Origin of the sequence: Shewanella sp. SM55, from assembly GCF_025654025.1 — a bacterium.
In the GTDB taxonomy this organism is placed as follows: Bacteria; Pseudomonadota; Gammaproteobacteria; order Enterobacterales; family Shewanellaceae; genus Shewanella; species Shewanella oncorhynchi.
Genome location: NZ_JAKKRS010000001.1, coordinates 709,029 through 731,472 on the forward strand (window position 1 = coordinate 709,029; position 22,444 = coordinate 731,472).

Here is a 22,444-nt window from a genome sequence, read left to right on the forward strand (position 1 = left end):
CTTCATTTCCTATAAAATCAAATCAGCATGAAAAAGCATGAGACTACGATCTTGCAGTAAGTATCGCGTCGCAGAGATCTGAACATCCAGCAGCTCAGTTTGGGTATGAATAAGGCATTGCCACGGACTCAAGTGCTCGAAAGTCGGCAGGGTAAAAGCGAGAGGGTTGTCGTCGGCATTAACCATCAACAGTAAAGCTTGCTGCTTGCCTTGATCTTCTAAATCACCGGAAAGCACCACAGACAAACTGCGGCACATAGATTCGGTCCACAAGCTCTTGGTCATTTGTTCACCTTGGCGACTAAACCAATCTAATCGAGTACCAATATCGGCTAAGGATTCAGCCAATAACTGTTCGTGAATGAAGCGCTTAGCACATAACAGCGGGAAACGTTTCCGCAGGGCAATAAGCTGCTGAGTAAAGGCCAACAACTCAGTGTCCATGCCCTTTGCCGACCAATCAAACCAGTTCAGTTCATTGTCTTGGCAATAGGCATTATTGTTGCCTTGCTGAGTGCGGCCTGTCTCATCACCGCTCAACAACATAGGCACACCTTGAGATAAAAATAGCGTAGTCAATAAGTTACGTTGTTGACGACTGCGAAGTTCTAGAATTGAGCTATCTTCGGTTTCCCCTTCAATCCCATAATGATGGCTGAAGTTTTCTTGGTGACCATCGCGGTTATCCTCCCCATTTGCCAAGTTATGGCGCTGGGTATAACTCACTAAGTCTTTAAGAGTAAAACCGTCGTGACTGGTTAAAAAATTAAGACTGGTCGCAGGTGGACGGCCACTGTGCTCAAAAAAATCCCCCGAGCCGTGAAAACGCCGAGCAAATTCGGGCAACATGCTGTGATCGCCGCGCCAAAAGCGGCGCATAGTGTCTCTATATCTGTCATTCCATTCGCTAAAAGCCACGGGAAAATTGCCCAATTGATAACCACCAGGGCCGATATCCCAAGGCTCAGCAATTAATTTCACTCGGCACAAAACAGGGTCTTGCAACAGCGCATCGAAGAAACCTGAGCCGGGATCAAAACCATAGGCCTCGCGACCTAAGCAAGCCGCCAAGTCGAAGCGAAACCCATCGACGCCCATGATTTCTACCCAATAACGCAGCGAATCTAGCACTAGCTGTAACATGCGTGGATGATTGATATTTAAGGTGTTTCCGCAACCCGTATCATTAATATAAAAACGCTTATCATTCGGATGCAGACGGTAATAACTGAGATTATCTATGCCACGAAAACTAAAGGTCGGCCCAAGTCGACTCCCCTCTGCGCTGTGGTTATAGACCACATCGAGGATCACTTCGATACCTGCGCCGTGAAGTGCATCCACCATGGCCCGAAACTCACCAATATCGTCGGAGGATAGATAACTCGGCTCAGGGGCAAAAAAGCCGATACTGTTGTAACCCCAATAGTTAGTGAGCTTTTTCTCGAGCAAAAATGGCTCAGTGAAAAAGGCCTGTACAGGAAGTAACTCGACACACGTTACCCCAAGTTCGGCCAAATAATCGATAGCTGGCTGAGTCGCTAAACCCGCAAAGGTGGCACGTTTATGGGGTTCAATCTCAGGATGCGCCGCCGTAAAGCCTTTAACGTGCATCTCATAAATGATGCTGCGCTCTAGGGGTTTGGGCTGAAACCTCGACACAAGGGGCTGAATCGACTGCTTGGCAGCTATCTCGATTAATGGACGAATGTCCACGACCTTGCATTTTGGCACATAGGCAGCGTTATCTAACTTACTGAAAGATAAATCTTCATCCATGTGGTTCAGCTCGTAACCATAGTTAGACTCATGGTCGCGATATTCACCGACGAGCTGGCGCGCATAGGGGTCGAGCAATAATTTATTGGGGTTAAATCTATGACCAAGCAGAGGCTCATAGGAGCCATAAACGCGATAACCGTAGAGTTGCCCCGCCTTAAGCCCTTGCACAAACACATGCCAGATTTGCTGGGTTTGTTCAGTTAACACAATACGCGCGATTTCTTGCTCGCCATTGTCATCAAATAAACATAACTCGACCGCTGTGGCGTTAGCTGAAAATAACGCAAAGTTGACGCCATCGCCTTCAACATTAGCACCGAGCGGAAAAGGCTCACCTACCCCTAACGCCCATTTTTCGCTTTGAAATGGGTGGTTTTTAGCGTCAGGATTAAGCTTAATATCATCAGCCGTAGGCTTTTGCATGCTAGTTCGCCTCAGCCAATCCAGTTGCAGGCCCTATCACTAGGCAGCCCAAGGGCGGCACAGTGATCAGCGCGCTCTGCGCCATTCCCTGCCACGGTAGCGACTCAGCAACCACAGTGCCCGCATTACCTTGATTACTGCCACCATAAATCTGGCTATCGCTATTAAGATATTCGCGGTAATCCCCCGCCAAAGGCAAACCAATACGGAACCCAGTGTGCAATTGGGGCGTCATGTTGATGACAAACACTAACGGTGCATCACCCGCTAACCCGTAACGCACAAAGGTAAAGATGCTGTCGCGGCTATTCTCACAATCTAGCCAACTGAATCCTGCCCCCTCGTAATCCTGAACTGATAAGGCTGGCATTTTTTGATATAAGTGATTGAGATCTTTAAGCCAACGTTGCACACCTTGGTGCGGTTCATAAGCCAATAAGTGCCAATCTAAACTCTGGTTATGGTTCCACTCATTTCGCTGACCAAACTCGCAGCCCATAAAGAGTAATTTCTTCCCGGGATGCCCCCACATAAAACCGTAATAAGCACGCAGGGTGGCAAATTTCTGCCAATCATCACCGGGAATTTTATGCAGCAACGAGCCCTTGCCGTGGACCACTTCATCGTGACTCACGGACAACATAAATTGCTCGGTATAGGCGTACATCAAACTGAAGGTCAATTGATGATGGTGGAATTGGCGGTAAAGCGGATCGCGGCCTAAGTAGCTTAAGCTGTCATTCATCCAGCCCATGTTCCATTTAAAGCCAAAGCCAAGACCTTGCTGATCCGTCGGCTTAGTCACCCCTGCAAAGGCGGTGGACTCTTCGGCGATCATGCAAATGCCGGGGAAAGCTTGGTACAAGCGTTGATTCAAAATTTGTAAGAAACTAATGGCCTCGAGATTCTCCCGTCCACCATAGGCATTGGGCAGCCATTGGCCCGGCTCGCGGCTGTAATCGAGGTACAACATAGAAGACACCGCATCGAGACGCAGGCCATCGAAATGAAACTCCCGCAGCCAGTAACAGGCATTACTCAACAAGAAACTGCGCACTTCACCGCGATCATAATTATAAATTAGGGTATCCCAATCGGGATGTGTACCCTTGCGAGGATCTTCATGCTCATACAAACAAGTGCCATCGAAACGCACTAAGCCGTGGGGATCCTTAGGAAAATGCGCCGACACCCAATCGAGGATGATACCAATTCCCGCCTGATGGCAGGCATCCACAAAGGCCTTTAACCCATTGGCATCGCCAAATCTGTGGGTCGGCGCATAGAGACCCACTGGCTGATATCCCCACGAACCATCAAAGGGAAACTCGCTGATCGGCATCAGTTCGATGTGGGTAAAGCCTTGCTCCTTCACATAGGGAATAAGCTGTTCAATCAAGTCTCGATAATCAAGATATTGCTCGCCTTGCTCTCCCTTACGACGCCACGAACCTAAGTGCACTTCGTAGGCCGACATGGGCGCTTTATGCCAAGCAGTCGCCGCTCGCTTACTCATCCAAGCGGTATCATTCCAGCTATGGTGGGCTTTTTGGGGCACGATAGAAGCATTGTGGGGCGCGCATTCCATTTGGGTTGCCATGGGATCGGATTTAGTATGGCGCTCACCATTTTGATAAACCAAATCAAACTTATAGTGTGCACCTTCAGCCACATTGGGTAAAAATAGCTCCCATAAACCATTGGCAATATGTTGGCGCATCACATGGCGAGTATCGTCCCAATGGTTAAAATCTCCCACCACAGAAACCCGCTTAGCATTGGGTGCCCACACACAAAAATGCACGCCTTCGACGCCTTGGGTTTGACGCCAGTTGGCACCTAAAAATTCATAGGCTCGCTCGGCGCTGCCTTCACCAAACAGGTAAATATCGTCACTATTGAGCAGTGAATCAAACTGATAAGGGTCGACTATATCTAACTGACACAGGGGATATTCCACCCGTAGCAAGTAGAGAAACGGCTTGACGCGTCGTCCCAGAGTGCCGGCGAACAGTCCCTGCTCGTTGACCTTGTCCAGACTCGCCACTTTGCGGCCATCTTTAATGCTGATCACATCCACACTGAGGGCATTGCGAAAAAAACAACGAACAATTAATGCCTTACCCTCGTTGGCACTGTGCATACCCAAGAGCGAAAAAACATCAGTGTATTGACCATTAAGTAGGGCGACGTCGGCACCATCGTAGAAATAGGCATTGGCTTGAGTCATCATTTTTCTTCCGTTTATCAGTCAATTAAACTTGCAAATTGGCACTCTTTACCCACATCCCCCTAATAATCTCATCTTTAGGGATGGCATAATGTGGTGCGACTTAGGCAGCCTTTCGCTGGTGCTAGATTTAGCTCGGTAGCTGTCTCGCCACAGCGATATTTTGTAATCGCTGCAGTATCTCTGGCGAAATCGATACTTGCGTTAAATTCAGCGGCAGGCGACGCTGCCAATTTGGATATTCGAGCCAAGTACCGGGAATATTCACCGCATGGCGATCGGCTAATAAATCGCACAGTTGCACGCTGTATAGCGCACTATTACCGCGAGCTCCTAAGGTCATCCAAGCCGTGAGCAAGGTTTGAATATCGAGTTCGGCTATCGCCACATCGGCTAACAGACCTTGAGCGACTAACAGTGAAATGAGTTGCTGCTTTTCATGTTCACGCCCCGCGAGCGCCTCGCCTAGCTGGTCGTCAGTTTCAAACAGGGATAACTGTCGACGCAGGTGTAAATCACTGCCACACCACCAAGCCACTAAAGTCGGCACATCGTGGTTCGCCAGCATCATTAAGCTTTGGGACTTATATTGATCCGGTGATTTAAAGCCTTGATGGTCTTTGCAGAAATAGAACAACTCGTTGGAATAAATGCCAGAAGAGTAGAGACGATGAATAATGTCAGGTGGCACCAGTCCTAAATCTTCGCCAATCACCACACAGCGAGCACGTTGGCTCTCAAGGCAAACGATGGCAAGCAAGGTTTCGACGGGATAATACACATAGGCACCGTGACCGAGTTGCTTATCCAGCGGCCACCACCAGAGTCGCAGTAAGCCCATCACATGATCGATACGCAAGGCACCACAGCTTTCCATATTGGCGCGGATCAAGGCGATAAAATGGCTGAAATTATGTTGTTTTAACTTCACAGGATCGAGTGGCGTTAAGCCCCAATTTTGTCCTTGGGGTGCAAAGGGATCGGGCGGTGCACCTATGCTGGCATTCAAACAAAACTGCTCGGCATTGGCCTGCACTTCACTGCCGTGCAGCGCTGCACCAACAGCCAAATCACGGATCAATCCCAACCCCATACCCACCTCTTTAGCTTTTAGCTGACAGAGGTGTAACTGCTTTTCAGCCACAAATTGCAGGTAAAGATAGAAACCTTCCTCTTGCACAAACGCTTTAGGACTACGTAAATATTCCGCTTGAGCAAACTCTTGTAGCGCACTGCCCTGCTCACGCACAAATTCATGGAATCTTTGCGCTCTGGGCGTGTCATTCGCCAGATGCGTGTCACAAAAAACGCGATATAACTGCTCAAAGGCACGGTATTTCAGCTCGCTCACTTTAGGATAATCGAGCCAATTATCACGATTCAGTAAGGCGATAGCCTCTACCCAAGTAGAACTTGAAAATTCAGTGGCAAGAGTTTGGTATTCAGGAACGCTTTGTAATTGAATATATAGAGGATTAAGTCTGCGGCGATCGCACGGACTATAGGGACTCGGATGCTCTGGCGCCGCGATATCGAGGGCATGCAAGGGATTGAGTTGAATGAAATCCGCGCCTTGTGCCGCCACCAGCCCGATCAGTTGTTCTAAATCACCAAAATCGCCAATGCCCCATTGGCTCTCACTGCGCAAACTGTAGAGTTGAACGCTGATCCCCCAAGGTTTATGGCGTTTACCTTGGGCGACAGCCGTGAGTACGCCTTGGTAGGCGGCCCGCGGCGCCACCATTAAGGTGCCAGAAAACAAAGTGCTGGTATCAGCTTCAGCCGTCACACAGCTCTCTAGCGCCAAGCTTGGCGCTTGTGCACTTGTCGATAGGGTATGTTTTAAGCTTAAAGCTATGCGATGAAAGCCCAAACCTAACACAGAGAAATCACTCGCATTTTTGTCGGCTACATGCGCAAATGAGTCTTGGTTTTTGATTAAGGCAGGGTTGTTAGTGAACTCTTGGCTGCTCAGGAAATAGGACGCTAAATTCACCGCCTCAGTCTCGGCGGGCATTAAGTTGTCAGGGAAAGCTTGGGTCTTGGCCTCAGCTAGATCGAGGCGTGCGAATCCCAGTTGCGTAAGATCAAGGCGATAGTGTAGATAAAGCGTTTGTTCAATGCGGTAATCGCCAATGGACTTAAGCGCCGAGAAAGGCACATCAAATACGATGGACTCACCCTGTTCGCATTCAATCGCCACACTCAGATCTGAGGTGTAGGTTTCCGGTAAACAAAGGCTTATCCAAGGTTCATCCACAAAACACCAATGGAATTCAGGTAGAACCTGAGTCCAAGGACGGGCATCCAGTAAATCAATTTGCGACGCGATCAGTGATTCGGTCAATACCGTATCGACACAGGTCAGCCCAGCATCACTCGATAACGCTTCTGTAGCAGGAGCATCAATGGCAGTACCTGCCACGCTGTTTTTTTCCTGTAACATACAGGTCAAGATACCTTGCCTGTCTACCTCGGAAATATGGATATTTTGGCCAAAACAATCAGTAAATTCTGCTCCAACTCCCCGCAAATACAGCAACTTTTCCAGCCCCATATTTTGTCGCCCCCGCGACCGCTCATCCATAGCTTTAGATATACAGTAACCATGCCAACGAAAAGTAACAAGAAGATGACATAAATATTTCAGAGAAATAACAAAAAACATTTTCAAAAAATCAGTAACTTACTAGAAGCACTCAGTTAAGTTGGCGCTCAGTAGCTATCAGGATATAAAGAGTGGAATGCACTAAATTGGGGCATGCGTTCAGCAAGAGGGCAAGCATGGCTCCTAAAGCATGCAATAAGTGAAGAGCAAAGGGATAGAAATAACATGACAAGCGTAAGTCATTTTTATGTCATTGCATTCAGACTAATACTAACAAATAAGTCAGGTGACATATTAACCACAGATATCAGTGCAACACTTTGTATCAATTGTGTTTTATAACTTGAACAGCCTATCTCTCCTCTGTCAACATCTCGTCTCGCTACAGCATAGAAACATAATAACAACATTAAATTCATGGAACCTGATATGCCCTCGCATATACGCCAGTGGCTCAAACCCATGGAATGCTAAAGCAAAAACACCCCAATGATGATTGAGAATAAGGATATGAAATGAAGAAGTTATCAGGATTACTATTTGTCGGCTGCATAGCCTTGACGGGTTGTGAAGGAAGTACAGATGGTGATTTAACGCCGACGCCACCGACACCCGATCCCACTCCGCCAGCCTTAGCTGCGGATGTGTGTTATTTAATGAAAACGACGAAAGGCGATATCACACTTGCCATTGACTTAACTAACATGCCAATCACAGGTAAAAACTTTAAGCAGTATGTTGATAAGTCTTTCTATAACGGCACCTTATTCCATAGAACCATCAATAACTTTATGATCCAAGGCGGCGGTTTTACCACTGGTCTCAAAAGCAAACCGACCAGTGCCTCAATCAAGAATGAAGCCGCAGTCGGTATTAGCAACAAACGTGGCACTATTGCGATGGCAAGAGCAAATGCACCTGATACCGCTGCCTCTCAGTTCTTTATCAATGTATTAGATAATCCACATCTAGACGCGTCAGCGAGTAGTTATGGTTATGCCGTGTTTGGCAAAGTGGTTGACGGCATAGAGGTGGCAGATCAAATCAGCATAGTCCCAACAAAAAATATCGAAGGCTTCCAAGACACACCAGTACAAGAGATCCTCATCAATTCAGTAACAGAAACAAGCTGCCCTGCAGTCTGATCTAACGCTTAATCGGCTAAAAGCAAAAAAGCACTGAGAATTCAGTGCTTTTTTATCTTATAACTTTAGTCGTTGAAAAAACGAAACTTACTCATCCCCTTGGATCTTCCCCACCAAGAGCATAGGCGCCGCATCAATTTTATCGGCGTCCATCATAGTCGCTATACGCTCAACGGCTGAGAGCAATTGACTCTGCTCCCATTCTTCAAGATTCTGATAACGCTTAATAAAATGATCCTGTAGCGGTTTAGGTGAGTCCTGTAACAGTACTCGGCCCGCATCACTAAGGTATAAATGCACCTTACGTTTATCAGTCTCACTGCGCAGACGGATCACTAAACCACGTCCCTCGAGTCGATCGATAATGGTCGTCACAGTCGCAGGGCTGAGCGTAATTTCTTCCGCCACGGTTTTAGCCAATGGCGCATCCAATTGGGCGATTTTCTGCATCACCATCAATTGCGGCCCAGTTAAACCTGAGTGTTTGTTCAGCTGGCGAGAATGAATGTCGATAGCGCGTATCACTCGGCGCAGCGAAATAAGCAGTTGTTCGTACTTTTCCATCGTTCTTTTCATTCTCCCCATTCTAAGCAACGAGTGCACCTTACCAGAAAGCGCGACTGAACTCACCCACGGGAGGTGCTTTTACGGTAAAATCCCTGATGTTACAACATGAACTGTCGCGATACCGACAACACGAGACGCTCGTCACTGGTATCTAAGTTCATGCTGGTATCTTCGGCTGCAAGACTGAAATCAAAGCCACTCCAGCTGGTCAGATAGGCGACACGGAAATGATTAAAAGATTTGCCACCATCCCATGACCATTTATCCTCATCAAGTGATGTCGAGCGATCGACACTAAAGCGAATATCATGTCCTTCAGCGACACTAACAGTATGGCCAAGCAACATAGTGTAATGCTCACCACCCAAACCAAAGTAATCCCATGTATAGGTCAACTTAGCCTCAGAGTGACCCAGTGAACTATCATATCCTAACTTGCTATACAGCTCAGGATAGTTGTACTCATCGGAAAACGACTCGCCGTGGTAAGTGTAATAGGCCAGTCCGACATCGAAACTCAGTTGCTCATTGAGCTGATAAAACTTACCCGCATAGGCATCGAGCTCCAACCAAGTGCCATCGCTGCCCCCAAAGTCGACGTTCGAGGTAAAGCCACCCACGTACCATCCCGAATCAAAACCGTAATCCAAATTGCCTTGCAGTGCTGGGCCGCTGTCAGTTTGGCTGACACCGTTAAAGGTGTAATCCGAAGTGGCCGTCACAGTGGCCGATAATCCGGCATTGGCCGCTGTTGACATCAATAACAACCCACCGGCGATAAGATAAAAACATTTTGATTTCATTATTAATTTTTCCATTAGTTAGCTAGCTCAATTTTAGTAAAGTCGATTTTGTTCTCTTTTGGCGAGCGCTCAATGGCACGAACAGTTTGCAATTGCGTCATCATGATGTAACCAAAACAGCTAAAGATCAGGCCCAGTGCGATTGCACCAACCCATTGAATTTGAAGAAAGTCTAATTGAAAGAGTAATGTCAGACTGCAGAGCAAGACTAAGTTAAAACTGACATATTTAAACTTGCCTAACCGCTCAATGGTCAGATTAAGATTATCGGTATACAGGCGCACCAGTGAGTCGAGGGAATTGATTACAAAGGTCACTCCCACGATCACCATCGCCAGATTATAGAAACCCGAAGTATCTAAGCCATTGGCGCTGTAGTAATAAAGTACGGTGAACCAAATCGCGATGGGGATAGACGGATACACCATCATGGCCAACAGCACTTGATAGGTTTTCATGCCGCCGACAAAGCGCGAGGTAAATTGACCGATCATAATGCTCCACGCAAACCACCAGAACAGATAAAACTCATGGTAGTCATTGATGGGTAACACAAAATGTTGAATATTGCCGAAGTAGTCACCCAGCATGGCAAAGGTCATAAAGAACTCGCCCACACTCGAGTCAGCCGATAAAAATGCACTGGCCCACATGATGGCAATCAGGCCTAAAAATAACCAAGTGCTCGCCAGACTCAAAATACGCACATAACGTATGCTAGTGCTGGAATACACTGCCGCGGCGATCACCATAAATACGATTAAATAGAAGCTACCGACTATGGTTTCGCCATCACCTAATTCGAGTAAATACCAAGGTAAATTGCTCAATAGCAAATAGGCGGTAAAGGCGCAGGTGCCAATAATTACGATATTATTGATGAACTTAACCCAAGGAATATCGAAGAATCTCACCCTAGGCTCGATGACACAAAAATAAAAACAGGTTAAAAAGTAGAAGCTCCAAATCAAGAAGGCCCAGAAGCCAAACTCAATCGCCAGCGGATTACTAAAGCCATATTCAGGACTCGCCGCCACATTGGCGTAACCCGCAAACTCGGTGAGCGGAAACATGATCAAGCCAACATCAAGTCCTGAGGTAAACAGAATCGCGATAAAGGTAAAAGTACGCACAGGCGTCACGCCGATACAGCGAATATTGCCCCAACGGTAAATCACAAACGCAATCGCGGTAAAAGTGAACAGTATCCCTGCGGATAATAACCAAGTCATAATGAGCACTCAGTCCCAGTCGATACTGGGTATAAGTCGGCATCTGGATATAAACCCATAAAATGTAACTCCATGTTTTTATTTAATAATAAAAACTGAACCATTTTTAAAGGCAACGTTCTGCCCTCAAGCCTTAAATATCGCTACTTAAAAACACTCCGCGATAGTTAAACCCTGATAGATGATCAGTCGTGAAAGCGGTCATTTGCACACTCACTGCGGGCTGACCGACCCTTTAGACAAAATGAATCATGACCCTTTTGAGTCATCAATTAATGAGTCACTTCAAAATTGAAGCCGCCAGTCCGTCGATACGACGGACTGAGCAGGCGTGTTGTTAACTTATGGCTTTAACTTGTTGCAGTGCTTCTTTGTGTGGTTTGCCAAGCGTCGGCAACCACAACGGCGGAATCTGCTGGCGCTAACATCTCAGCGTCTAAGATCAGATCCGCGGCGCGCTCGGCCAACATTATGGTCGGCGCGTTCAAATTGCCGTTCGGGATAGCCGGGAAAATAGAAGAATCCACCACCCGTAAATTCTGCAATCCGTGCACGCGGGTTTCGGGATCCACCACAGCCATCGCATCCGTACCCATCTTGCACGAACAAGAAGGATGATATGCACTCTCAACCGATTGACGCACAAAGGCATCGATTTGCGCATCGGTTTGCACTTGTATGCCGGGTTGAATTTCCTCACCGCGATACTCATCGAATGGCGCTTGATTGATGATCTCACGGGTTAAGCGTACGCAGGCCCTAAAGCCTTCAATATCATCGGGATGCTGTAAATAATTGAACTGAATTTTGGGCGGCACTTTTGGATCTGCCGACACTAAGGTCACGGCACCACGGCTTTTAGGCTTGTTATGGCCCACATGCACCTGAAACCCATGACCCGCAAAGGCTTCTTTACCATCGTAACGCATAGCCGCTGGTAAAAAGTGGTACTGTAAATCCGGCCACTCCAGACCCGCTTTTGAGCGAATAAAACCACAGGATTCAAAGTGATTCGTGGCCCCTAGGCCAGACTTATCTAAGATCCAACGGGCACCGATTAAGAACTTGCTGAAAGGATCTAGCTTGCCATTGAGTGAAATCGGTTTAAGGCATTTGAATTGGAAATAAAACTCTAAATGATCCTGTAAATTCTGGCCGACACCGGGCAATTCATGTTGTAACTCGACCCCTGCATCGGCCAATACTTGGGGATCACCAATGCCAGATAATTGCAGCAAATGCGGCGAACCTATTGAGCCCGCGGCTAAAATCACTTCTTTATTACAACGAATATCTTCAACTTTGCCTTTGTGCTCAATGCGAACGCCAACGGCCGCTTGCCCTTCCAATAACACTTTATGCACTAAGGTATGGGTCAACACAGTAAGGTTACGTCTGGCCATCGCTGGGCGTAAATAGGCATTGGCGGTTGACCAGCGTACGCCTTTTTTGACCGTCATATGCATAGGGCCAAAACCTTCTTGCTGCGCGGCATTATAATCGGCGGTCGATAAATACCCAGCAGCGATACCCGCATCCACAAAGGCTTGGTACAAGGGGTTTTGCATTTGATTGCCGTTATTCACCCCTAACGGCCCTGACTCACCGCGATACTCATCACCACCAAAGGCCCAGGTTTCCGCCTTCTTAAAGTACGGCAAGCAATGGCTATAATCCCAATCGGTCGCACCTTGCGCCTGCCACTCATCAAAGTCCCTGGCATGACCACGAACATACACCATGCCATTGATCGAGGATGAACCGCCAAGCACCTTGCCCCGAGGGCAATGCATCTTGCGATTATCTAAATATGGCTCAGGCTCAGTTTCAAACTGCCAAGCATATTTAGGGCTGTTCATCGGAATTGATAACGCCGTCGGCATTTGAATAAAGATGCTCTTATCGCTGCCACCGATTTCTAATAACAGCACTTCGTTTTTAGGATCCTTTGACAAACGATTGGCAAGCACACAACCCGCAGATCCTGCACCAACTATGATGTAGTTATAATATTTTTGCTCTAATGACTGAGTCAAAATGCCTCCTTAAAATGGGCTTTCTAAGGGCTGTAGACCCACGTAAACGGCTTTAACTTGGGTGTAATGCTTGAGTGTCTCGCTACCGTTTTCACGGCCAATGCCCGACAACTTATAACCTCCCACGGGCATTTCGGCTGGCGAGGCACCATAGGCATTGATCCAGCAAATACCCGCCTGTAACTGATGAATGACCCGGTGAGCACGGCTGATATCTTGGGTAAACACCCCAGCGGCCAAGCCCATAGCGGTATTGTTTGCCCGAGCAATCACTTCGGCTTCATCTTTAAAGGTAAGCACGGACATTACAGGGCCAAAGATTTCTTCTTTACAGATGCGCATCTCGTCGGTGCAATCGGTGAAAATCGTCGGGGCAACAAAGTAACCATTAGGGGCATTCTCTGGCGTTAACGTTATGCCTCCCGTGAGCAGAGTTGCGCCGTCATCGATACCTTGCTGAATATAATCGAGCACTTTTTGCTGGTGATCTTTGGAGATCAAGGCGCCAAAGTTAGTCTCTGGCGCCATAGGATCGCCCACCACAATATTGGTTTGAGTACGCATAAGCAGTTTTTCGATAAAGCGTGGATAAACTGACTCATGGACAAACACCCGCGTCCCATTAGTACAGACTTCACCTTGGGTATAGAAGTTACCGAGCATGGCACCTGAAACGGCATTATCGATATCAGCATCATCAAATACGATCAGCGGTGATTTACCACCGAGTTCCATAGTGACGTCTTTTAATGAACTTGCCGCCGCGGCCATGACTTTCTTGCCTGTACCGACTTCGCCTGTGAAGGACACTTTGGCAATATCCGGATGCCCCGTTAACCAAGCGCCAACCTTGCCATCGCCCATGACGACGTTAAATACGCCATCAGGTAAACCCGCCTCACTTAAGAGTTGCGCTAATTTCAGTGCGCCAAGCGGCGTTTCTTCCGAAGGTTTAAAAATCATCACATTGCCGCTAGCTAAGGCAGGTGCGGCCTTCCAACAGGCGATTTGCAATGGATAATTCCACGCGCCAATGCCAGCACAAATGCCTAAGGGCTCGCGGCGGGTGTAATAAAAATCCCCACCGACTTGCTGCTGCGCGCCTTCAAGCCCTGGGGCAATATGGGCAAAAAATTCGATAGCATCTGCGCCTGTGACCACATCAACCACTGAGGCTTCTTGCCAAGGTTTACCTGTGTCGCACACTTCGATTGCCGCGAGTTCATCATTACGAGCCCGCAATAATGCGACCGCCTTTAACAGAATACGACTGCGTTCGGTGGCACTCATGGCAGACCAAATCACAAAGCCTTTTTTGGCGCTCTCGATGGCCGCTTGCTGAATTTTTTCATCGGCCACTTGCACTCGGTACGCCAATTGCCCAGTGGCAGGATTGACGACGTCGAAGGTTTCGCCGCTATCGTTAGCGAGCAGCTGACCCGCAATAAAGTTGTACTGTACTTCTACTGACATGTTTTGACTCCATGCTGCTTTATCACATTGTGGATAAAGGTTTTGCATAATTTTTCGGCCTGAACAAAATCCTGCTCAGGGGTTTCACTTAAGGCGCTGCGTAACCAAAATCCATCGATCATCGCCGCCGTTTGCTTAGCAGCCATCAGAGCAAACTCTTTGGGCAACACGTGCCGAAAGGAAAAATGTAAGTTGCTGTATAAGCGGCGACTATTAATATTCTGCAAACGGGCTAACTGGGGATCGTGGACGGCCTGTGCCCAAAAACTCAGCCAAGTGTGAGTGACATTTCGTGAGCGCTGTAACTCGGTAAAATTCGCTTCAACTATCATCATTAAGCGCTCTGTTGGCGCCAACACTTGTCCTTGGATTCGATTGAGCAACGCCTGCTTTAACTGCTCGAGCAAGTGGCGCAGCGTCGCTTGGATCAAGCCCTGCTTACCACTGAAATAATGACTGATGATCCCCGACGACATCCCCGCCAACTGACTAATGCTGTTGATGGTCGTGTGCTGCAATCCATGCAAGGCAACCGATGCTAATGTCGCATCGATAAGCTGCTGTCTGCGTATCAATTTCATTGCGGCTTTAGGCATACATACTCAAGGAATAACCACTCTCTCAATACTCTGAACGACGTTAATTGAACGTTCAATTAACAATCATAGTAATGATTAGTGATGTAACTATCAACCTAAAATGCCACAGTGACAAAGCTCACAAGTTAGTTATGTAAAAAAGAATTAATCTGTAAAAACAAGATAAATGTATAGATTTCTTTGACTTGAGGCCCTACCACAACCACAGCAGCACGCATAAATTAATATTAGATATCAAACTAATTAACTGGAGTTAATGCTACGAATGAGAGTATTAATGAGGTTTAACCTCTGTTAGATTTAACAATTGAGCCGTCAAACTCTGGATAAGAAAGTGGGATAAAAAGTAAACGAAAAATGCACAGAAATGATGCATCACCAGGGGCGCTAACAACGCTAAAAAAACCATATCGTACGCCAACACTAATACCCGTCATAAAAGTCCGAAATTTAGTTACCCAGTTCCAACTTTAGTGGGAAATTACCCTCAGATAAGCGCCGAACTCGATCAAGCTCACACTTTCACTACCTCCAAATTGGTAGCTTGATCACCAGAAAAGAACACAACTTAATCTTTACAAGCAAATAGGTGGATTTTATGGCTGCTAAATTTTTTATTCCTTCTGTCAACGTATTAGGCCAAGGCGCAGTGGATGATGCTATCGGTGACATCAAAACCTTAGGCTTTAAACACGCACTCATAGTGACAGATAAACCCTTAGTCAAGATTGGCTTAGTGGGTGAAGTGGCCGAAAAACTCGGTCAAAATGGCATTACCGCCACCATCTATGATGGCGTACAACCTAACCCAACAGTGACGAACGTCGAAGCGGGTTTAGCCCTGTTAAAAGCCAACAAGTGTGACTTTGTGATTTCACTCGGCGGCGGATCACCCCATGATTGCGCCAAGGGTATCGCCCTTGTTGCCACCAATGGCGGCAGTATTAAAGACTATGAAGGGTTAGATCAATCCGCAAAACCACAGTTGCCGTTAGTAGCCATTAATACGACGGCAGGCACAGCCAGTGAAATGACGCGCTTCTGTATCATTACCGACGAAGCCCGCCACATTAAAATGGCGATTGTCGATAAACACACCACGCCTTTGCTGTCGGTCAACGACCCTGAGTTAATGCTGAAAAAGCCTGCGAGCCTAACTGCCGCAACCGGTATGGATGCACTGACTCACGCGGTTGAAGCCTATGTGTCTATTGCTGCTAACCCGATCACCGACGCCTGTGCGATCAAGGCCATGGAATTGATTCAAGCTAACTTAGTCAACGCAGTTGAAAACGGTCAAGACATCAACGCCCGTGAACAAATGGCCTACGCCCAGTTCTTAGCGGGTATGGCGTTTAACAATGCCAGCTTAGGTTATGTGCATGCGATGGCGCACCAATTAGGCGGTTTCTACGATCTGCCCCACGGTGTGTGCAACGCCCTGCTGCTGCCCCATGTGCAGGAATACAACGCCCAGGTCGTCCCTGCTCGCTTAAAAGACATTGCCAAGGCTATGGGCGTGGATGTGTCTGCGATGACAGATGAGCAAGGTGCCAGTGCGGCGATAGCGGCAATCAAAAAACTGTCTGTTGCGGTTAAGATCCCTGAAAACCTGACCTTATTAGGCGTGAAAGCGGAAGATATTCCAACACTTGCGGATAACGCGTTAAAAGATGCCTGTGGATTCACCAATCCAAAACAAGCGACCCATGCGGAGATCTGTCAGATCTTCACTAATGCGCTGTAATCGCCATACCTTACCAATCGCAAGTTAGCACACAACAATCGTGCGCTAACTTGCTGGATAACGACTTATTGTCCTGCTAGTGAGTAAACACGACTTCATCCTCCAATGAATTCGTTTTAGGCCCCAATAGTGCACAGATTATTGCTGCACTATTGGGGCCTTTTTTACACCTGTATCAACAAGATGGCGAGGTAAGTTGCTATCTTAAAAATTGAGTAACAAAAACCAACATAAAACTCAGTGTCTATGCACCTTTGCACTGACAAAACACTCACAAATCAGCATATTCAAGAAGAAAGGATCTGAACCTAAAATATTCATAGCAAAATGATATAAAAAACGTGATCTCTGTGGGTTACAGACTGTTACAGATCCGATAAGATGGCCCCAGTTCGCTTTTTCCCTGCAAAAGATGAAGCCAGCTGAGAGGCCCGTTCTAACGAATGGGCCTCTGTCCATTCTGCCTTCTGCGTTTCCTCTGCAACAACTTATGCTGCCACTTAATCGTATTGCGCCCACCAAAGCCTAATTAACCTATTTACTCCGCTGTTCGCTCTTTTTATCAATAAGACTTACTGACGACCAAGTTGTTGCTTTATTAATCAGTAATTCAGCAAAAGCGAAACTTCACCCAAAACTGAGATCTAGCACAAAGTTATTGGCATAAAACTCATGCTAAATAGAGACATGACAGATTAAGTAAATGGTTAATTTTCATGCAGTAACTATCCTTCTCCGTCAAAAAACATCAAGGCTATATAGACTTAATTAATGATTGACCGAATTCAAAAACGATGCCTATGATGGCAACAATATCCTCGAACAGGTAGGTACGCTATGACTGCAATCACCCATGTATATAACTACACAGTTAGATGTCCACATTACAAAGATCCTGAACATCCCGTTACTTGGTTAAATCATATTGAAATGAACCAGTCCTGTGAGATCGCGTTAAATCGCATCACTAAATGGCACGAGCTTTCTGGGGAAAAAACCTTCGAAACAAATAAGTTTGTGGTTCGTAAAGCCGAAAATGAAGATGCTTACTTCTCAATGCAGAGTGACAGACTCAAAAATGACGGCCATGCCTTAGTCACCTTTAAAATCTTTTTAGACGATTGCTGTGACGATGCGGCGCCTGAAGAAATCATGCAGCACCTGATTGAAGACTATCAACAACGCTTAGCCAAACTCGAATAATCTTTGCAGTATTATTTAGCGACCTTAGACGCCAGTGCGCAAAACGCCACTGGCGTTTTTATTTGTCGAGTTCGATAACTCAACCCACGACGTCATTTAATGCTCTTAGTTTCACTCACTCGGTTGACACTCGCCCAGAAGCATTGCAACAGCGACTCGGCAGATAATATCGCCATAGCGTGATTCAGCTCAAGATCTGTTATATTGTCCCGAATGTCATTTAGCACAGTAAAAATGGCAAGGCCCAGTAAATTGAGTTACGAACTTAAATTGAGGATTAGCATCACAATGAATAAAGCGACGCTCATTATTATTCCTTTATTACTCGCTACATCCGCCTGTGCGGATTTAAAGGACGCAGGCCGTGCCATCGGCACAACGACTAAAGAAGTCACCACAGAGATAGGCCACGCGACTCGAGACACGACAAAAGCCATAGGTCATGCTTCACGGGATGCGGTCAAATCGGTAAAAGAAGATTTAACCAAAGACTAATGACAGTGACGCCTAGGCGTCACTGCTCATTTTAAGCATCTTATACATTTAAGCATCACGCATTTTAAGCGCCACGCCCCTTAAGCCGCATTCGCCCGAATACCATGGGGCACAGGCAATCCTTGGGCATTGACATGCACAAACACCATCTTATCTATGCTCACCACTGGCGCCTGCGTCATCTTATTGCGTACTTGACAGCTGACAGTAATCGAGCTGTGGCCGAGACTCACCAGCTCCAGACCAAACTCAATCACATCCCCTTGATGCGCTGGCGTCATAAAGTTGATTTCAGAAATCAGCTTAGTCACATGGCTCGTGCTCTTCATCTGGCAGGCAGCAAAGATGGCGGCCTCCTCGTCTATCCAACTGAGCAACTGACCGCCAAACAGGGTATTTGCTGGATTTAAATGTTCAGGTTTAACTAAACGGCGACTGTAATATTTCATGGCGGTGACCTCAATGTGAATGCCAATAATCAGCTTTAATGCACTGTAACTTCCCGTAATATTCAGAGCATTATTCAGGCCACATTTGATAGCTATTAAATAACAATGAGATAGCAATAAGATGCTGTAAAATAATCCGATTATTGCACCAAGTCGCATCAGAGTTGCACCATATTAATCAGCGCAATAGTGAACCAATAAGCAAAAAAATAGCGACTCATAGAGTCGCCAAGCTAAGGCAAGCAAAAACTTACTGGGTAGGAAGTTAAGTCACAAGGTTTGACTTAAAAACCCGCACAGCACATGTAGGCGAACTGCACGGGGACAACAGCTGCAAAGCAGCTAAACACAGGTTTACAGGTAACACTCTTTCACACTCGAGATTTAAGCTGCAAGCTCAGTAACTCATCACAGTCCGCCTTGCCCTCTATTTCGAGTTTTTAACCACGCCTCACCACAAACATCAGCATAAGGCGTGCTAAGGAGTGATCCACAATCACAATGGATCATCCTAAGCGCTGCTTACTGCTTAAAACTGCTCTTCTTCGGTAGACCCAGTCAGTGCAGTCACTGAAGAATGGCCACCTTGAATAACCGTAGTCACTTGGTCGAAATAACCTGTGCCCACTTCCTGTTGATGCGCCACAAAGGTGTAACCTTTCTTCGCTGCAGCAAACTCAACTTCTTGAACTTTCTCGACATAATGCTTCATACCTTCGCCGCGCGCATAGTCGTAAGCGAGGTCGAACATGTTGTACCACATGTTGTGGATGCCGGCTAAAGTGATGAACTGGTACTTGTAGCCCATGTCTGACAATGCTTGTTGGAAGCGCGCGATAGTGGCGTCGTCCAGATTTTTCTTCCAGTTGAACGAAGGCGAACAGTTATAAGCAAGCAGTTGATCTGGGTACTGAGCATGAATCGCTTCAGCAAAAATACGCGCTTCTTCAAGATCCGGTTTAGCGGTTTCACACCAAATCAAATCCGCATACGGAGCATAAGCCAGACCACGAGAAATCGCTTGGTCAAGACCAGCTTTAACACGGTAGAAACCTTCATTGGTGCGCTCGCCAGTCACGAAATCACGATCGTATGGGTCGCAATCTGAAGTTAACAAATCGGCCGCGTTAGCATCGGTACGTGCGATAACCAGTGTATCGACACCGCTCACATCCGCCGCTAAACGTGCAGCAACCAGCTTTTGTACCGCTTCTTGGGTTGGCACTAATACTTTGCCGCCCATGTGACCACATTTTTTCACTGAAGCTAACTGATCTTCAAAGTGAACACCGGCAGCGCCCGCGTCGATCATCGACTTCATCAGTTCGAAGGCATTTAATACGCCGCCAAAACCCGCTTCTGCGTCAGCAATAATTGGCAGAAAGTAATCAACAAATTTTTCATCTTCTGGATTAACGCCATTGCCCCACTGAATTTGGTCAGCGCGACGGAATGAGTTATTGATGCGTGACACCACAGCTGGCACTGAGTTGGCAGGGTATAAAGATTGATCTGGGTACATAGTGCCGGCTAAGTTAGCATCGGCTGCCACTTGCCAACCTGAAAGGTAAATCGCTTCGATACCCGCTTTCGCCTGTTGTACCGCTTGACCACCCGTTAACGCACCCAGTGAATTCACATAGCCTTTTTTAGCGCCACCGTTAACCAATTCCCATAACTTAGCAGCACCGCGCTTAGCGATAGTATTCTCAGGCACGATAGAACCACGAAGTGCAACCACTTCTTCTGCGGTATAAGGACGACGCACGTTTTTCCAACGTGGGTTTTCAGCCCAATCTCGCTTGATTGCATCAATCTGTTCTTGACGTGAAGTCTGAGTCGTTGCCTTAGTCATAGTGTCGCTCCTTTCTCTTTGATGTTGTAGCTATCATGAAACTGCCCCCCAGTTTCACTCTGCTAAATTGTTTGGTTGGCGGTAGCCCCGCCACAGCTAAATCTGGTTTACCTAAAACGGTTCAAGCAAATGAGTTCATTCTAAGCTGTCAGCATTTCGTAACCGGGTAAGGTTAAGAAATCGACCAACTCGTCGGAGGTGGTAATGTCTTCGAGCAATACCGCCGCTTGGGTGAATTTGCCATGGGTGAATCTGTCGCTACCCACTTCTTTTTTCACGTTCGACAGCTCTTCAACCAACATGTCTTTAAAGAGTTGCTTGGTCACGAGTTTGCCGTTTGACAGCGACTTACCATGTTGGATCCATTGCCAAATTGATGCTCTAGAGATCTCAGCCGTAGCCGCATCTTCCATTAAGCCGTAAATAGGTACACAACCATTGCCACTGATCCACGCCTCTAAATACTGCAGGGCGATACGAATGTTCAGACGCATCCCTTGTTCAGTGCGCTCACCGTCGCAGGTTTTAAGTAACTCGCTGGCAAGGATCGGCGCATCGACATCACGGGTAATATGTAATTGATTACAGTGATCTTGGCCTATGTATTCGTTGAAAATCCCCATAGCGGTGTCGGCAAGGCCAGGGTGCGCTACCCAAGTGCCATCGTGGCCGTTACGCGCTTCTAGTTCTTTATCCTTACGCACCCGCTGCAATACGGCTTCGTTCTGAGCAGGATCTTTAGCAGGAATAAAGGCTGCCATGCCGCCCATCGCTAAGGCACCGCGTTTGTGGCAGGTCTTAATCAAGAGTCTTGAATAAGCGCTTAAGAAAGGCGTATCCATAGTGACGGCTTGGCGATCCGGTAAGACTCGGTCGCTATGACGTTTTAATGTTTTGATATAGCTGAAGATGTAATCCCAACGACCACAGTTGAGTGCGACGATATTGGAACGTAATTCATAGAGAATTTCGTCCATTTCGAACACGGCAGGCAAAGTCTCAATCAAGCAAGTACATTTAATCGTGCCCGCTTGCAGACAAAACCGTTCCTCAACAAAAGCAAACACTTTTGCCCACCAGCGCGCTTCAATATGACTTTCTAACTTAGGAATATAAAAATATGGACCACTGCCCTTGGCCAAAAGTTGGCGATAGTTGTGGTAGAAATACAGTGCGAAATCAAACAGTGAGCCAGGAATCGCTTTGCCATTAAACTGCACGTGTTTTTCTTTAAGGTGCAGACCACGAACGCGGCAGATAAGCACTGCAGGATTTGGTCCTAATTTATAGTGCTTACCCGTGTCCGGTGCTGTGTACTCAATATCACCACGCACGGCATCACGTAGATTGATTTGACCTTCGACGACTTTTTCCCAGCTCGGTGCTAAGGAATCTTCAAAGTCGGCCATAAACACTTTGGCGTTGGCGTTGAGTGCGTTAATCACCATTTTACGTTCAACGGGACCGGTGATTTCCACGCGGCGATCAAGCAAGTCATCGGGAATACCGCGAATCTGCCATGCACCATCACGGATAGCGCGGGTTTCAGGCAGAAAGTCAGGTAATGCTCCTTTATCAATACGTGCTTGTTTATCTTTACGTTTAGCGAGTAAGGCGGGTACTTCGTCGGCAAATTCACGACAAAGGGATTCGAGTAAGGCGACAGCCCCTTCGGTAAAGATGACTTCTTGGCCTGGAATGTCACGACCCACAATATTAAGCGTGGCGTTTGCTGTAGCTTTACCCAGTGTCGAATTCAATTGCTGTTCACTCAAAGTGTGTTCCGTCATCTTGATG

At 46.9% G+C, this 22,444-nt stretch carries 16 protein-coding genes; 4 read left to right on the plus strand and 12 right to left on the minus strand.

The features are described 5' to 3' along the window. Positions 1–9: 9 nt before the first annotated feature. The 3 genes from glgX to malQ form a co-directional block, all read right to left on the minus strand. Positions 10–2,205: a glycogen debranching protein GlgX gene (glgX, locus tag L5L91_RS03030; protein WP_263235638.1), complete on the minus strand. Its 2,196-nt coding sequence runs from the start codon at positions 2,203–2,205 to the stop codon at positions 10–12. 1 nt (position 2,206) lies between these two features. After that, positions 2,207–4,438: a 1,4-alpha-glucan branching protein GlgB gene (gene glgB, locus L5L91_RS03035; protein ID WP_263235639.1), complete on the minus strand. Its 2,232-nt coding sequence runs from the start codon at positions 4,436–4,438 to the stop codon at positions 2,207–2,209. A 127-nt stretch (positions 4,439–4,565) separates the two neighbouring features. Next, positions 4,566–6,992, minus strand: a complete 2,427-nt coding sequence (malQ, locus tag L5L91_RS03040; RefSeq protein ID WP_263235640.1) for a 4-alpha-glucanotransferase — start codon at positions 6,990–6,992, stop codon at positions 4,566–4,568. Positions 6,993–7,558: 566 nt separating this feature from the next. Here malQ and L5L91_RS03045 point away from each other — a divergent pair. Continuing rightward, positions 7,559–8,188, plus strand: a complete 630-nt coding sequence (locus L5L91_RS03045; protein WP_028760712.1) for a peptidylprolyl isomerase — start codon at positions 7,559–7,561, stop codon at positions 8,186–8,188. 87 nt (positions 8,189–8,275) lie between these two features. Here the strand turns inward: L5L91_RS03045 and L5L91_RS03050 are convergent, their stop codons facing one another. The 6 genes from L5L91_RS03050 to betI form a co-directional block, all read right to left on the minus strand. Beyond that, positions 8,276–8,752 carry a MarR family winged helix-turn-helix transcriptional regulator gene (locus L5L91_RS03050; protein ID WP_198572150.1) on the minus strand — a complete coding sequence of 159 codons (477 nt, stop codon included), beginning with the start codon at positions 8,750–8,752 and terminating at the stop codon, positions 8,276–8,278. A gap of 101 nt (positions 8,753–8,853) precedes the next feature. After that, positions 8,854–9,558 carry a TorF family putative porin gene (locus L5L91_RS03055; protein ID WP_263160766.1) on the minus strand — a complete coding sequence of 235 codons (705 nt, stop codon included), beginning with the start codon at positions 9,556–9,558 and terminating at the stop codon, positions 8,854–8,856. A gap of 14 nt (positions 9,559–9,572) precedes the next feature. Continuing rightward, complete coding sequence (locus L5L91_RS03060) at positions 9,573–10,790, minus strand: BCCT family transporter (RefSeq protein ID WP_263235641.1); 1,218 nt, start codon at positions 10,788–10,790, stop codon at positions 9,573–9,575. A 350-nt stretch (positions 10,791–11,140) separates the two neighbouring features. Continuing rightward, the gene (gene betA, locus L5L91_RS03065; RefSeq protein WP_263235642.1) at positions 11,141–12,826 is read right to left on the minus strand and encodes a choline dehydrogenase; all 1,686 of its coding nucleotides are present in this window, start codon (positions 12,824–12,826) and stop codon (positions 11,141–11,143) included. Between the two features lie 9 nt (positions 12,827–12,835). Then, the gene (gene betB / locus L5L91_RS03070) at positions 12,836–14,299 is read right to left on the minus strand and encodes a betaine-aldehyde dehydrogenase (protein ID WP_263206072.1); all 1,464 of its coding nucleotides are present in this window, start codon (positions 14,297–14,299) and stop codon (positions 12,836–12,838) included. Beyond that, entirely contained in the window at positions 14,290–14,895 is a 606-nt protein-coding gene (gene betI, locus L5L91_RS03075) for a transcriptional regulator BetI (protein ID WP_212600358.1), read from the minus strand. The genes betB and betI overlap by 10 nt, the downstream gene beginning before the upstream one ends. A 601-nt stretch (positions 14,896–15,496) precedes the next feature. On the opposite strand from betI, the gene yiaY reads away from it, so the two are divergent. From yiaY to L5L91_RS03090, 3 genes are all read left to right on the plus strand, one after another. Continuing rightward, positions 15,497–16,645: an L-threonine dehydrogenase gene (gene yiaY / locus L5L91_RS03080; RefSeq protein WP_263167149.1), complete on the plus strand. Its 1,149-nt coding sequence runs from the start codon at positions 15,497–15,499 to the stop codon at positions 16,643–16,645. Positions 16,646–17,482: 837 nt separating this feature from the next. Further along, the gene (locus L5L91_RS03085) at positions 17,483–17,848 is read left to right on the plus strand and encodes a hypothetical protein (protein ID WP_028760718.1); all 366 of its coding nucleotides are present in this window, start codon (positions 17,483–17,485) and stop codon (positions 17,846–17,848) included. 288 nt (positions 17,849–18,136) lie between these two features. Further along, positions 18,137–18,343: a hypothetical protein gene (locus tag L5L91_RS03090; RefSeq protein ID WP_028760719.1), complete on the plus strand. Its 207-nt coding sequence runs from the start codon at positions 18,137–18,139 to the stop codon at positions 18,341–18,343. 80 nt (positions 18,344–18,423) lie between these two features. Here the strand turns inward: L5L91_RS03090 and L5L91_RS03095 are convergent, their stop codons facing one another. The 3 genes from L5L91_RS03095 to aceB all read right to left on the minus strand — a co-directional run bounded on the left by L5L91_RS03095 (position 18,424) and on the right by aceB (position 22,437). Further along, positions 18,424–18,792 (minus strand): acyl-CoA thioesterase, encoded by a 369-nt coding sequence (locus L5L91_RS03095; protein WP_006080843.1) that lies wholly within the window; start codon positions 18,790–18,792, stop codon positions 18,424–18,426. Positions 18,793–19,321: 529 nt separating this feature from the next. After that, on the minus strand, positions 19,322–20,647 hold the full coding sequence (gene aceA / locus L5L91_RS03100) for an isocitrate lyase (RefSeq protein ID WP_012588215.1): 1,326 nt from the start codon (positions 20,645–20,647) through the stop codon (positions 19,322–19,324). Positions 20,648–20,787: 140 nt separating this feature from the next. Further along, positions 20,788–22,437 (minus strand): malate synthase A, encoded by a 1,650-nt coding sequence (gene aceB / locus L5L91_RS03105; protein WP_212600360.1) that lies wholly within the window; start codon positions 22,435–22,437, stop codon positions 20,788–20,790. Positions 22,438–22,444: the final 7 nt, after the last annotated feature.